At 49.8% G+C, this 12,415-nt stretch carries 10 protein-coding genes; 7 read left to right on the top strand and 3 right to left on the bottom strand.

Going from position 1 to position 12,415, the window contains the following annotated elements; translation table 11 throughout:
- The first annotated feature begins 64 nt into the window (after positions 1–64).
- A complete protein-coding gene (locus BUB81_RS15665) occupies positions 65–1,309 on the top strand; it encodes a lytic murein transglycosylase (RefSeq protein ID WP_073324271.1) in 1,245 nt (414 codons plus the stop codon).
- An 86-nt stretch (positions 1,310–1,395) separates the two neighbouring features.
- Here the strand turns inward: BUB81_RS15665 and phbB are convergent, their stop codons facing one another.
- Positions 1,396–2,118 (bottom strand): acetoacetyl-CoA reductase, encoded by a 723-nt coding sequence (gene phbB / locus BUB81_RS15660; RefSeq protein ID WP_073324270.1) that lies wholly within the window; start codon positions 2,116–2,118, stop codon positions 1,396–1,398.
- Positions 2,119–2,277: 159 nt separating this feature from the next.
- Complete coding sequence (hrpB, locus tag BUB81_RS15655; protein WP_073324269.1) at positions 2,278–4,746, bottom strand: ATP-dependent helicase HrpB; 2,469 nt, start codon at positions 4,744–4,746, stop codon at positions 2,278–2,280.
- A gap of 169 nt (positions 4,747–4,915) precedes the next feature.
- Here hrpB and thpR point away from each other — a divergent pair, with 169 nt between their 5' ends.
- From thpR to BUB81_RS15640, 3 genes are all read left to right on the top strand, one after another.
- A complete protein-coding gene (thpR, locus tag BUB81_RS15650) occupies positions 4,916–5,521 on the top strand; it encodes an RNA 2',3'-cyclic phosphodiesterase (RefSeq protein ID WP_073324268.1) in 606 nt (201 codons plus the stop codon).
- Positions 5,522–5,590: 69 nt separating this feature from the next.
- On the top strand, positions 5,591–6,445 hold the full coding sequence (purU, locus tag BUB81_RS15645) for a formyltetrahydrofolate deformylase (protein WP_073324267.1): 855 nt from the start codon (positions 5,591–5,593) through the stop codon (positions 6,443–6,445).
- 180 nt (positions 6,446–6,625) lie between these two features.
- A complete protein-coding gene (locus BUB81_RS15640) occupies positions 6,626–8,803 on the top strand; it encodes a M3 family metallopeptidase (RefSeq protein ID WP_073324266.1) in 2,178 nt (725 codons plus the stop codon).
- A 44-nt stretch (positions 8,804–8,847) separates the two neighbouring features.
- Here the strand turns inward: BUB81_RS15640 and BUB81_RS15635 are convergent, their stop codons facing one another.
- The gene (locus BUB81_RS15635; protein WP_073324265.1) at positions 8,848–9,186 is read right to left on the bottom strand and encodes a hypothetical protein; all 339 of its coding nucleotides are present in this window, start codon (positions 9,184–9,186) and stop codon (positions 8,848–8,850) included.
- 86 nt (positions 9,187–9,272) lie between these two features.
- On the opposite strand from BUB81_RS15635, the gene BUB81_RS15630 reads away from it, so the two are divergent.
- The 3 genes from BUB81_RS15630 (at position 9,273) to BUB81_RS15620 (ending at position 12,363) form a co-directional block, all read left to right on the top strand.
- On the top strand, positions 9,273–10,112 hold the full coding sequence (locus BUB81_RS15630; protein ID WP_073324264.1) for a class II glutamine amidotransferase: 840 nt from the start codon (positions 9,273–9,275) through the stop codon (positions 10,110–10,112).
- Between the two features lie 8 nt (positions 10,113–10,120).
- Positions 10,121–10,678: a nucleotidyltransferase family protein gene (locus BUB81_RS15625; protein WP_217653474.1), complete on the top strand. Its 558-nt coding sequence runs from the start codon at positions 10,121–10,123 to the stop codon at positions 10,676–10,678.
- A gap of 182 nt (positions 10,679–10,860) precedes the next feature.
- The gene (locus tag BUB81_RS15620) at positions 10,861–12,363 is read left to right on the top strand and encodes a S41 family peptidase (RefSeq protein ID WP_073324263.1); all 1,503 of its coding nucleotides are present in this window, start codon (positions 10,861–10,863) and stop codon (positions 12,361–12,363) included.
- The last annotated feature ends 52 nt before the right edge of the window (positions 12,364–12,415 follow it).

The following is a 12,415-nucleotide window of genomic DNA, read 5'->3' as shown; positions in this document are numbered from 1 at the left end:
TACAGACTCGCCCATGTCAGCGCTTTGCGTTAGCATGGGCTCTCATTATTTCAGGGAGTATTGCATGCGCCGTACCATTTCAGGAACCCTTCGCCTTCTGCTTCGCGCATCCACCACAGGTCTTATTTTTAGCGGACTGACGCTGAGCCATGTCGCAAACGCACAGACAGCTCAGGACGACTTTGATAGCTGCAAAGCCGGACTTCAACAACGTGCTGTTGAGGGCGGTGTCAGTGAGCCCATCGCCCAACAGGTGTTCAGCAAAATAAAATATCAACCAAGGGTAATTGAACTCGACAGAAGTCAGCCTGAGTTCGTACAAACCTTCCCAGGTTATTTCAGTAAACGTGTCAACGACTGGCGAATTAACAAAGGCCGTGAGCTGGCAGCTAAGCACAAAGAGCTATTAGCCGACCTGACAAAAAAATACGGTATCCCTGCCCATTATCTGCTCGCTTTCTGGGGGCTTGAAACAAACTTTGGCGGCTACAAAGGCAAAATGCCTGTACTTGATTCACTGGCAACACTGGCTTGTGATCCGCGCCGTAGCACGTTCTTCAGCAAAGAACTGATTACCGCCGTAAAACTGCTGGAAGCGCAATCGCTGGATCAGGAACGCATGGTAGGCTCCTGGGCGGGCGCAATGGGTCACACCCAGTTTATGCCATCAGCTTACGCCGCCTACGCCGTTGACGGTGACAATGACGGCCAGATCAATTTATGGGATAGTGAAGCAGATGCGTTGACGTCTGCGGCAAACTTCCTGGCACAGCTCGGCTGGCAGCCGGGGTTCCGGTGGGGACGCGAAGTCATGCTACCTGAGAGTTTTGATTATCGCCTGTTGGGTTACAGTAACCGTAAATCTGTCACAGAATGGAATGACATGGGTGTCACCAAAGCTAAAGGTGATGCATTAGGCGAGAGCGATATTGCCAGCTATCTTGTCATGCCAGCGGGTCATGAAGGACCTACTTTTCTGGCCTACCCTAATTTCAGAGTGATCATGCGCTGGAATAATTCAGAGTTCTACGCGATTGCCGTAGGGCGACTCGCAGATCGAATTGCAGGTGACGGGAAAATGATTGCTTCTTTACCGGATCTGCCTGCGTATAGCCGGAATCATATAATTGCCTTGCAGCAAAGTCTTAATGCACGTGGTATTGATGTGGGTGGCGCTGACGGTATTCTTGGCCCTGCGACCCGTGAAGGTATAAGACAGTTCCAGTTAAGTCAGGACATGGTAGCCGATGGTTTTCCGTCCTTGTCGGTTATGGAAGCGTTGGGCGTAACGATTACCCCTAACTCCTGAGCCGTTGTGTTTCAAAGTGCCTGAGAACAGCAAAAATCAGGCACTTGAACCTCCGTTAACTCATGTACGTTATTATTGTAAGCAAATTAATACATGTGTTGGCCGCCGTTAATCGACAGCGTTGAGCCGGTAATAAAGCTGGACTCATCCCGGATCAAGAACAATACACCTTCGGCAATATCTTCTGGTTTGCCTAAACGACCCACCGGAATTTTTGCAACGATTTTAGCCAGTACATCTTCAGGTACAGCGCGTACCATATCAGTATCGATGTAACCTGGTGCAATGGCATTAACAGTTATGCCTTTGCCTGCCCCTTCCTGAGCCAGTGCCTTGGTAAAACCGTGGATACCGGATTTTGCCGCAGCATAGTTTACTTGCCCATACTGGCCGGCCTGTCCGTTGATTGAGCCGATGTTCACAATGCGACCAAAGCTACGCTCACGCATACCTTCAATCACCGCGCGACATGTGTTGAAACACGACGCAAGGTTCGTTTGAATCACCGCATTCCATTGCTCAAAGGTCATTCGATGCATTGTGCCATCTCGGGTAATCCCCGCATTGTTCACGAGCACATCCACTGGTCCAAAGTCTGCTTCAATTTGCGAAATTGCTTCTTTGGTTTTTTCGAAGTCTGACACATCAAACTTCATTGCTGCGATCCCCGTACGCTCGGTAAATTCCTGCGCGGCTTGATCATTCCCACCATAGTTAGCAACTACCGTATAGCCTGCGGCTTTTAACGTAGTACAAATTGCTTCACCAATCCCTCGTGTCCCACCTGTGACGAGTGCTACTCTGCTCATGCTGTTTCCTCTTTTGCTATTGCTTACCAAATAACCGTTTACTATATAACCATCTATAAACCTAATCTGACAATGGGAAAATCAGACCTTGGTCGGGGTTTCATTGATCGATGTCAATTAGCCAAAAGAACAAAGTAGCAAATAAATATGACGAATCAGTTACTTAGGCTTTGTAGTTCGAATCGTCGCTTGAGCAGTGGTCGGATCTTCCGGCCAGATGTGTTTGGGGTAACGGCCTTTCATTTCCTTGCGCACCTCGACATAGCTGCCTTTCCAAAAGCCTGGCAGGTCATCAGTGGTTTGAATGGGCCGGTTAGCGGGTGAGAGTAATTCAACGGTAACAGTCTGACGCCCGTTGGCAATGCATACCGGTTCACTGCTGCCATATACTTCCTGCATTTTCACTGACAACACAACTCGGGTCGGGCTGTCGTAGCGTAGCGCGCGGCGGGTTCCGCTGGGTACGGTTATTGCGTCTGGCAACTGGCTGTTTAGCGCTTCCTGCAATGGCCAGGGCATTGATTGAAACAGAAGTTTGTCCCAGGGAAGTTGTTTCAGTTGTGCCACGGACTGGCAGTGTTGTAATGCACTGTGTACGGCTTCACAGGCTAGTATCCAACCAACGGTAGGTTCCGGCCAGGTGTGTGTTTCGCCGTAGTGCTTGTATTCAAGATTAAGCGTTCTTGCCATGCACAAGCGGTGTATTGTTGGCATAAGTACCGCGTTATTTGGCCAGTCTTTCAGAGGCTTTCCTGACAACCATTCCCGCCAGAAATCACCTCGAGACGAGACACCGGCTTTTGCCAGTGGCTGACGACTTAGCACAATTTCACCAAAGCACTGCTGAGATTCTGCGCGCAGGGAATCGGCAGTTGCATCGTAAAAAAGGGCTTCTTTTTCACTAAATCCATTTGCGAAATGCGTTTTTAATACCGCAATGTCGATAGGCTGGGCTAAACGAATTTGCATGGATGCGCCCCGACGTTGTCCCGACAGAACTGCCAGCCAGTCGCCATTGAAATAGGCGTCCGCTGAGAGCTCAGCACCTACACCCTGGGCCAGTTTAAAGGTGCCATTGGATTGCTTACACGCTAGCCAATCGGGATTGAGTAACCCAATGGCCACTGCCAATTTAGTCTCATCCACCTTGAAAAATGATGACTTGTCTACCTTGCCTCGCAAGAGATTCACCAAGCGCAGCGCTTGTTCTGTCACCCTTTGTCTCGCCTGACCTTGCAACTGCTTGAGGCAAAGATGTACATCCCACCCTGAATACTTGGGCGGGTCTTCACTGAGCGCTGCTATTACCCCACCAGCCACCAGCCAATCACTGTCGCCGGTTTCATCCGTCAGGGCTTTCACCTTCAGTAGCATGCTGGCTGTGCGGGGTTGCACGGGAAGTTGCGCAGCCTGACGTCCTAACGATGTAATATCGCCCTGTTTTGAGAAGGCACCAAGTTGCACCAAAGTGTGAACGGCCGATTGAAGCTGTGCTGCCGACGGCATATCCAGCAAGGCCAATTCACTAACCGGCGTCCCCCACGCTGCAGATTGCAACACTAATCCAGTGATGTCCTGGGTGTGGATATCAGGCTGACTATACTTACGCAGGCGCCCCTGCACGTCTTCGCTCCATAGTCGATAACACTTACCTGCTGCGAGACGACCTGCCCGGCCTTTTCGCTGCTCGGCAGAAGCCTGAGAAATCATTTGCAGCGAAAGCTCTGTCATCTGACTCTTCGGGTGGTATTCGGCAACCAATTCACGACCACTGTCGATGACCACACTGATCCCTTCAATAGTTAAACTGGTTTCCGCTATATTGGTTGCAAGAATGATCTTTCTTCTTCCTTGCTTCAAGGGTCTGAGTGCGCGCTGTTGCTCAGCCAGCGGTAGATTCCCGTACAGCAGCATAACGTCCACATTGTCTGGTAAAGAGGCATTTAACTGCTGTTGAAGCTGTAAGATATGCTTCACCGTCGGCAGAAAAACCAATATATCGCCTGATTCACGTTCTGCTGTTAGGCGTACGTGTTTTGCCAGACTATTTACCAACTCATGATGTTGACATTCGCCCAGATAATTGACCTCAACGGGAAACTGACGCCCATCGCTGTGCAGCACTTCGGCCTCGGGAAGCAACGCCTGTATAGGAGAGACATCGAGTGTAGCCGACATGACCAGTAACCGAAGATCGTCACGCAACGCCTGCTTAACCTCAATGGCCAATGCCAAACCAAAATCACTATGCAGATTCCGCTCGTGAAACTCATCGAATAGGATGATATCGACGCCGTCGAGCTCCGGATCCTGCTGGATGCGACGACTTAGAATACCTTCTGTGATAATTTCCAACCGGGTGTTCTGACTGACCGCTTGCTCGCCTTTTATGCGATACCCCACGGTTTGCCCCACAGTTTCACCCAACTGCTCAGCCAAAAAGGCGGCGAGTTGTTTAACCACGACACGCCTGGGCTGCAGCATAACAATACGTTGGTTGCTCCGGACTAACAACGCTAATGGGATTGCCGTTGATTTACCCGCACCCGGCGGTGCACTCAATAAAACATCATGTGTATTCAGCGCATCACACAGCGGCGCCAGCAAAGATTCTACAGGAAGCGTCATACCGGAACGGGTCTCACAACATCAGAGTCTACTAATACAGGTGCGTTGTTGGCTGCCCCACAGAGCAAAGTAACACACCGGGCTTATACTTGAATAAGCAGGTATAGTAGCATTGTGCCCTTGCACAGTTCACCCTTAACCATGACTCAATACTGCAGGTCGTCACGTTATGCGAAGCTTTATCGGATTGGATTTATCGGCACAGGACAAACTCGCGTTGGAAAACTGGCGTGAGAAAAGCCTGCCGGGTCTGCCCTCATCCAATGCCAGAACCGCAAATCAACCCAAAGTGCCGGTACGCCAGCCAAAGCCCGTCCCAGCCGCAAACTTTCACATTACGCTGTGTTTCTTAGGCAACATTAATGACCGCCAGCACGAAACGGTCATTGCCAACCTCGACGACGTCACGGCAACGCCATTCGAGGTAACGCTGGATATGACCGCGTTTTGGCAAGGCCCGAAGATACTGTTGGCGGCACCAACAGCGCCGCCCGCCTCGCTGATGTCACTGGCAGCAAGTGTAAATAGCGCTGCCAGGCAGGCAGGAATAGACGTTGAGCGAAGAGAATACCGGCCTCACGTTACGCTTATCCGTAATACCAAAGAGGATTATCCGCCACCGCTGTTCGCACCGCAGCTAACCTGTCAGTTTAGTCAATTCCATTTATTTGAATCGGTGTCGACACCCAGTGGCGTTCGCTACCCGGTGAAACAATCCTGGCCATTCAGAAGCAGCCATTCTGTAAGGGAAAAGCTACAAAGAGGTCATTTTTAGGGCATTTCCTCTTTACAGCACGCCTGTCGCTCGGTAAAAAGGGAGCACTATTTATCACCATATATAACCATGCATCACACCTTTAGACTCATCATCGATTGCCCGGACCAGGTTGGCCTGGTGGCTGGCGTTTCTCAGTTTCTTGCCGATCACAATGCTTCTATCCTTGAAGCCAGCCATCATACTGATCTGCAAACCGGTCGCTTTTTTATGCGCCACGAAATCAGCACAGACTCAATCAATCTGTCTTACGACCGTTTTATTGAAGAATTCACGCCATTGGCGAATCACTTCCAAATGGAATGGAAACTAACCGACTCCAGCAAAAAGCAGCGCGTAGCGTTACTGGCGAGCCTGGAATCACATTGTTTAGTTGATATTTTACATCGCTGGCACACAGGCGAGCTGCATTGCGATATTCCTTGTATTATTGGTAACCACCCGCAATTAAAGCAGTTTGCAGACTGGTATAAAGTCCCATTCCACTGGGTAGACTTTAAGACCCTAGGTAAAGAGGCTGCGTTCAAACAAATCGAAGTACTGTTGGATGAATACAAGATTGATCTGACGGTGCTCGCCCGCTTTATGCAAATTTTGCCAGACAGCCTTTGTAAGAAGCTGGCAGGTAAAGTGATCAATATTCACCATAGCTTCCTGCCGTCATTTGCTGGTGCAAAACCCTACCAGCAGGCTTATGAACGCGGCGTAAAACTGATTGGCGCAACCTGTCACTACGTTACCAGTGATTTGGATGAAGGTCCGATCATTGAACAAAGCGTCAAGCGCATCAGCCACAGTGATTCTGCGACTGACATGGTACGCAAAGGGAAAGACTGCGAAGTAAACGCGCTGGCCCATGGCGTCCGCTATCACCTTGAGGACCGCGTTATTATTCACCACAATAAAACCGTCGTTTTCGCGTAGCCACGCATATCAACCTTTGCGCCAGACTCATTGTAAAAGCGGTCTGGTGCAAATCATCGCGTTAAAATACCTTTCACAATCTGTTACCTGCACATACACTGATAAGTTGATGCACGCAGGGTCCCAAAGCTGGACTCCTGTTGAAGAAATAAGAACGACAGAGAAGTTGAAGTAAATCCTATGATAAAACTCACCCATACCCTAACGGCTGCTGCGATTGTCATGGCACTGGCCGGATGTTCACAAGCACCTGAAACGCAATCAACCAACAGCGCCGCACCTGCCCAGGCTGAAACGACAGTAGCAGATAACGTATTGCTTCAGGACTACAAAGGCCCTTATGGCGGCGTACCGGCGTTTGACAAAATGGACCTCAGTGATGTTATGCCTGCCATGGAAGCTGCTATGGCTGAGCACCTGGCAGAAATTGATGCCATTGCTAACAATCCTGAAGCACCGACGTTTGAAAATACCATTGTCGCAATGGAAAGAGCCGGCAGCGCAATTAGCAATGTATACACCTACTACGGCATCTGGAGCTCAAACAAGTCCAGCCCGGAGTTTCGTGAGATTCAGCGTGAGTTATCGCCGAAGCTGTCTGATTACCGCTCTAAGATCAATCAGAACGAGAAGCTATTCAACCGCATTAAAGCCGTTTACGAAAGTGATGAGTTGGCGACCTTAACCGACGAAGAGCAACGCATTACCTGGTTGATCTACAATGGCTTTGCCCGGAACGGCGCGACGCTTGAAGGCGAAGCAAAAGCCAGATACGCGGCAATTAATAAAGAATTAGCCAGCTTGCACACCAAATTCTCCAACAATGTGCTGGCTGACGAAGAAAACTACGTTACCTACATAACCGAAGACCAACTGGACGGTTTACCAGAGTCCTTTGTAAAAGCAGCCGCAGCGGCAGCAACTGAACGCGGAAAAGAAGGGCAATACGCCATTACCAATACCCGTTCTTCCATGGATCCCTTTCTGACCTATTCAACTCACCGCGATTTACGCGAAAAGGTTTGGACAACCTACTATAGCCGTGGTGATAACGGCGATGAGTTCGACAATAATGCGCTGGTTAAACGCATTCTGGAACTGCGTCACGAACGCATTAAATTACTGGGCTACGAAAACTATGCCCAATGGCGTTTGGAAGACCGCATGGCGAAAACGCCTGAAAATGCCATGGACCTGATGATGAAGGTATGGCCAGCCGCCATTGCCCGCGTTGAAGAAGAAGTTGCCGATATGCAGGCTATTGCCGACGAGCTGGGTGACGACATTACCATTAAGCCCTGGGACTATCGCTATTACGCCGAGAAAGTGCGTAAAGCCAAGTACGACCTGGACTCCAACGAAGTAAAACAATATCTGCAGTTGGATAAACTTCGCGAGGCGATGTTCTACGTAGCCGGCCGCTTGTTCAATTTTGACTTTAAACCTGTGCCAGAAGGCTCTGTGCCGGTGTTCCACCCGGACGTAAAAGTATGGGAAGTCACCGACAAAGACTCTGGCAAGTTAATTGGATTGTGGTACCTGGATCCCTTCGCCCGTAAAGGCAAACGCTCTGGCGCATGGGCGACGACCTATCGAAGCCATACCACGTATGACGGTGCTAAAACCGTATTGTCTTCTAACAACTCAAACTTCGTGAAAGGGCCGGAAGGCGAGCCAACGTTAATTTCATGGGACGATGCTGAAACCTACTTCCACGAGTTTGGCCACGCCTTGCACTTCTTATCGGCAACCGTGAAGTACCCAACGTCTCACTCTGGTGTGCGTGACTACACGGAATTCCAGTCACAGCTGCTTGAGCGCTGGTTAACCACCGACGAAGTCGTTGATCAATACCTGGTGCATTACAAAACAGGCGAGCCCATTCCAGACAGCCTGATTGAAAAAATCAACAACGCAGCCACCTTCAATGAAGGCTTCAAAACCACCGAGTACATGGCTTCGGCTATTATGGACTTGCTATACCATACAACCGATCCAGCTAAGATTGACCCGGACAGTTTCGAACGCGAGCAATTGAAAGCCATTGGTATGCCGGAAGAAATCGTGATGCGCCACCGCACTACGCAGTTTGGTCATATTTTCTCGGGTGAAGGTTATTCGTCTGGCTACTACGGTTATATGTGGGCTGAAGTTCTAACTGCAGATGCGGCCGAAGCGTTTGAAGAAGCGCCTGGCGGTTATTACGATGAAGAAGTGTCTGACCGCCTGGTGAAATACTTGTTCTCAATCCGCAACGCCATGGACCCGGCTGAAGCGTACCGTAAATTCCGCGGTCGCGATGCTAACGTGGAAGCGCTCATGCGCGACAGGGGCTTCCCGGTAAAGTCTGACAAATAAACCCAAAATGCAAAAGCCCTCTGATGAGGGCTTTTTTGTGCTTATTACACCTGTATTTCCACAACGTCTGCATCGGGTAGCAATGCACATAGCTGCTCGAAGACAGCATCGACATCGCGGTCATGTAGCCAGATATCCGTAGCGTTATCGGAATGGTTAAACACCGTGAGAGAGCCGGCCTTTTGAATCTTCGCTATCGATGATTTTGGGAACGTTTTACCGCCTCTTTTCCAATAGCGTTCATAGGGCGAACAGCGTAGGCGTATTGTGTCACCTTCGTCCTGCACACATTCGTGAGGTCGGTCGAATACGTTTTTATAACTCAGCCACCACGACACTGCGCTGATAGCAAAACAAATAACACCAAGCGGTAAAATATCCATTTCATACTTCCTGCGTCCTTATTGAGGTATAATCATACGGATTCAATTTTCAAAAACAAATCAGTTCAGGGTAAGAGAGAAGTACCATGTGCGAGCTTTTAGGCATGAGCGCTAATACGCCAACCGATTTATGCTTCAGTTTTACCGGCCTCACGCGTCGCGGTGGCGAAACCGGGCCGCACAAAGACGGCTGGGGCGTAGCGTTTTACGAGGGTAAAGGCGTTCGCTTATTCCACGATCCTGAACCCTGCGCAACATCGAAAATTGCCGAGTTCGTCAGTAAACTTCCGATCAAAAGTAAAACCGCAGTTTGTCATATTCGCCAGGCAAATGTGGGCAATATCAACTTATCGAACACGCACCCTTTTACCCGGGAACTCTGGGGCCGGTACTGGGTGTTCGCGCACAACGGTCAGATTCCGGGCTTTACCCGTCGGGTAGGCACCTATGAGGCCGTAGGCGATACCGATAGCGAAGAGTTGTTCTGCGATCTGATGAATCAGATTCGCCAAAGCCTGCCGCGCGATGCCATGCCTCAACAGTTAGCCGACGCTTTGGTTACACTTGCTCAGGAATATGCACAACAAGGTGTATTTAACTGTTTGCTCAGCAATGGGGACTGGCTGTTTAGCTTTTGCAGCACCAAGATGGCCAGTATCACCCGCCGTGCTCCTTTTGGCCCGGCCTGCTTAAAAGATGTTGAGGTCGAAATTGACTTTGCGGCCGAAACCACACCCAACGATGTCGTCAGTATTATCGCAACAGAACCGCTGACACACGACGAACAATGGGACATTTACGAGCGGGGTGAGTGGAAGCTATGGCAACAAGGCGAAGTAATAGCGTGCGGCAAAGTGGATGTACCTGTGCATAAAACCGAAACCGATATGGTCAGTCCTGCCAATATGCCCAGAGACTGCGAGTAACCGCGCCGGTGGAGCCGGAAGATGGTTTTGAAGCGCGTTTGGCTCAGCTACTGCTTGCTGATCCAACACGCATGCAAATTTTAAAAGCCGTTGCGGCGTTGTCGGTCGGCAGCGCTTTTATTGCCGCTGGCTTTTTGCGGAATTTGGTATGGGATGCATTACACGCCATTCATCCTCCTACCCCACTTAACGATGTCGATGTGATTTACTTCGACAACACAGACCCATGCCCGCATGCCGCTAGTGACTATCAGGCTCAACTGGCCACCCAGTTACCCAACGTTCGTTGGCAAGTTAAGAATCAGGCCGTCATGCACAAACGAAATGGCGATGCTCCCTATGAAGGCATTGTCGATGCCATGCAGCATTGGCCAGAAAAGGAAACGGCAGTTGCCGTACAGTTACACCAGGGTAGTTTGACGTTTGTTTCCGGATTTGGGTTTGAATCCCTGTTCAATGGCAGACTCTCCTGGAACCCGGCACGTGATCAGCGCACTTTTTTACACCGCGTCGAACAAAAGCAGTGGCTGTCTCGCTGGCCGAAGCTGCAAATAACAATGCGTTAGCCTTTTTCATCGAGCCACATCTCGCGCTCGGTTAACCCCCTGGATTTTTTACCCTGGTTTCACCCTTCTGCCCTCACACTGCTCGCATTCCTGTTAAGGCGAAAACGAAGAAGCTGTGCCTTTGTGCTTCAGGATAACGCTTACAACCCACTTATTCATAGGCTCAAACACGGAGGTCTATTATGCGAGGCAATATTTCTATAACGTGCGCAGTGTTTAGCGCATTACTATTAACCGCTTGTGGCAGCAATAACAGCAAAGAACAAGCGAATCAGAATAATGGTGGAAACCCATCTGGCTCAACCATTTCAGCCGCTTACCAGGGTGTTTGGGTAGCCAGTGGCTACGCCGATGTGCTGGAAGTCACCCACAACAGTGTTAACTATTACAAGTACTCCAGTGACTACTGTGTGTTGCAGGCCAGTTTCGACGGCATTACAACGGCAGAACTGAACCGCAGTGTGTCGCTGAATGAAGATGAAACTGCATTGCGCTGGATTGCGGGCTATGGCACCGACACCTTTGGCGCACCCGCTCGGGAACTGAGTAAAGAGAGCGCTATTCCTGCGTCATGTCAGAGCGGTGTGCTGACCGAGTCATCATCGCTGAGCAATCAGGATCTCTTTGCACTGTACAGTCAAATCATGCAGGAATACTACGTTGATTTTGACCGAATGGACGTCGACTGGCCGCAACTTACTTACAACCTGAGCTTGCCGGTAACCAATGATATTAACACGTTGTACGAAGCCATTTATTCGTCGTACGTCGTCCTGCAGGATGGGCATAATTCAATGACCGCTGCCGACGGTACACTCATTAAAGTCCTTGGTAAGCAAACCCATACAATGGACTTGATTGAAGAGTATGCAATGGACAATAGCCTCAGCTACCCTTTGCAGGCAAACGAGCTTTCCGCAAGCCAGATTGCTGCAATAGAAGCCTACATCGAGAACAATCTAAACATCGAACAAGCTATTGTTTTGGATTATGCCACCACTGAGGTAAAACAAGACGACAGCGAACAAATCACCTGGTTCGGCATTGATAACATCGGCTATGTCCGGATTGATTCAATGACCAATTACAGCTCAGTTTCTGATGACGAAGATGACCTGGCGCACACCACGTCAGCGCTGGAAAATCTGAATAACACCTTAGATCAAGTGCTAACAGATTTAAGCGACACTCAGGGCCTGATTATCGATATTCGTGGCAACGGTGGAGGCAATGACTATATCAGCCTTGCTATTGCTGGCCGTTTCGCTGCTACCGACTATGTGGGCTACAAAAAATATGCGCGCAACGGTAACGGTGTAACCGACACACGGGAAGCGATTATTCAGCCTACATCTATGGTCAGCTATACCAATAAGCCTCTGGTATTGCTAGTGAGCGCCGAAACGGCTTCAGCAGCCGAAGCATTTACCCTGGCCATGCTTCCAAACGACCAGGTTACCGTAATCGGTACTGCCACTCAGGGCATTTTCTCGGATGTACTGGAATGGGTGTTACCCGGTGGACATGCTTTAGGGCTTTCCAATGAAGTGTATTTATCTGCCGATGATGTGTGGTATGAAGGCTCAGGCATTCCGGTTGATATTGAAGTGCCGAACTTTTCGAAGAATGATCGTGAAAGTGGTCAGGACTCGGGCATAGAGGCCGCATTAACCACGCTGATGTAGATGCAGAAAAGCAGGCAGGTTCTTTGTGGACCTGCCTGCTAAGCTAGTGTCA

The sequence above is a fragment of the Marisediminitalea aggregata genome (assembly GCF_900129565.1).
GTDB lineage: Bacteria > Pseudomonadota > Gammaproteobacteria > Enterobacterales > Alteromonadaceae > Alteromonas > Alteromonas aggregata.
This window is presented reverse-complemented; position numbering and strand designations above follow the sequence as displayed.